The 1,884-nt window shown below is 69.7% G+C and carries 1 protein-coding gene and 1 pseudogene; both read left to right on the plus strand.

From position 1 onward, the window contains the following. Window positions 1–361 (plus strand): annotated as a pseudogene (locus tag VNT59_RS21860) (methyl-accepting chemotaxis protein); the annotation flags it as partial. A gap of 81 nt (window positions 362–442) precedes the next feature. Continuing rightward, a partial coding sequence (locus tag VNT59_RS21865; protein WP_414708434.1) for a methyl-accepting chemotaxis protein occupies window positions 443–1,884 on the plus strand: 1,442 nt, incomplete at its 3' end.

The raw sequence follows: 1,884 nt of genomic DNA on the forward strand, positions 1-1,884 counted from the left end.
GACCGACATCATGGGCGAGATCGCCGCGGCCAGCCAGGAGCAGACGCGCGGGATCGAGCAGGTGAACCAGGCCATCACCCAGATGGACCAGGTGACGCAGCAAAACGCCGCGCTGGTGGAAGAAGCTTCGGCGGCGGCGCAGGCCATGCGCGAGCAGGCCGACCACCTGGTCGCGGCGGTGAGCGTGTTCAAGCTGTCGGAGCTGCGCCAGCAACCGCCGGTTGGTCCCGACCATGGGGCGGCTTCCGCCCGGCGCAACCAACACATGCAGGCCGAACAGGCCGCCACGTTCAGCCGAGCCGGCGCCACCCGGACGCCGGCGCACCGACCGGCGCCAGTCGCCGACCCGGTCGAGACCTGAAGAGAACCGACCCGTGCAAGAAACCTACGAACGCAGCCAACGCCAGCACGGCGTCCAGAACACAACCAAGGGAGCCCCACTTTGACTTTGACCAACCTCCGGATCGCACCCCGCCTCGGCGCCGCGTTCGGCGCCATGCTGCTGATCACGATGGTGATCGCCGGCGCCGGCGTCTGGCGCCTGCAGGAGGTGGCCGCGACCGCCCGCAAGCTGGCCACCGACGACGCCGAGAAACTCCGGCTGGCCGTGGGCTGGCGCCACATCATCGAGCTGAACTGGGTTCGCACGCGCGCGGCGGTGCTCGATTCCGACACCAGCCGCATTCCGATGTGGGAGGCCGACATGGACAAGACCTCCGAGGAGTTCGTCCCGTCGCGCAAGCGCCTGCTGGAACTGGCCCGGTCCGACGAGGACAAGCGGCTGCTGGCCCGGATCGACGAAGCCCGCAATGCCTATCGTGGTCCGCGCGCGGCGCTGGTCAAGCAGCGGCGGGAGGGCGAAGACGTGGCGGCGGCCCTGGACCGTCAGCTCAAGCCATTGGCCGACGCGTTCAATGGCGCCCTGTTCGAGTTCGAAAAGCGCCAGCAGGCCGCCTATGACGCGTCGCTGCGCGAGGCCGAGGCCAACGCCGCGCAGGGCCGCATGATCCTGATCGGCGGCACCGCGCTCGCCCTGTTGCTGGGGGCCGCGTTCGCCTTCGTGCTGAGCCGCTCGATCGTCGTTCCGCTCAAGCAGGCGGTGCGCGGCGCGCAGCGCATCGGCGAAGGCGACCTGACGCACGACATCCAGAGCAGCGGCCGGGACGAGGCGGCGGAACTGCTGCAGGCGCTCAAGGCCATGCAGTCGGCCCTGGTCGGCATTGTCGGCACGGTGCGCGGCGGCACCGATGCGATCGCCACCGCCTCGGGCCAGATCGCCACCGGCAACCAGGACCTGTCGCAGCGCACCGAGGAGCAGGCCAGCTCGCTGGAGGAGACGGCGGCCTCGATGGAGGAACTGACGGGCACCGTCAAGCAGAACGCCGACAACGCCCGCCAGGCCAACCAGCTGGCGCAGTCGGCCGCCGACGTGGCCGTCAAGGGCGGCACGGTGGTCGGGCAGGTGGTGGACACCATGGCCTCGATCAACGAATCGTCCAAGAAGATCGTGGACATCATCAGCGTGATCGACGGCATCGCGTTCCAGACCAACATCCTGGCGCTCAACGCCGCGGTGGAAGCGGCGCGGGCCGGCGAGCAGGGCCGGGGCTTCGCGGTGGTGGCGGCCGAGGTGCGCAGCCTGGCGCAGCGCTCGGCGGCGGCGGCCAAGGAGATCAAGGCGCTGATCGACGATTCGGTCGGCAAGGTCGACGCCGGCAGCCAGCTGGTGGGCCAGGCCGGCGACACGATGCAGGAGATCGTGGGCAGCATCAAGCGGGTGACCGACATCATGGGCGAGATCGCCGCGGCCAGCCAGGAGCAGACGCGCGGGATCGAGCAGGTGAACCAGGCCATCACCCAGATGGACCAGGTGACGCAGCAAAA

It is taken from the genome of Ramlibacter sp., assembly GCF_035554825.1.
GTDB lineage: Bacteria > Pseudomonadota > Gammaproteobacteria > Burkholderiales > Burkholderiaceae_C > Ramlibacter.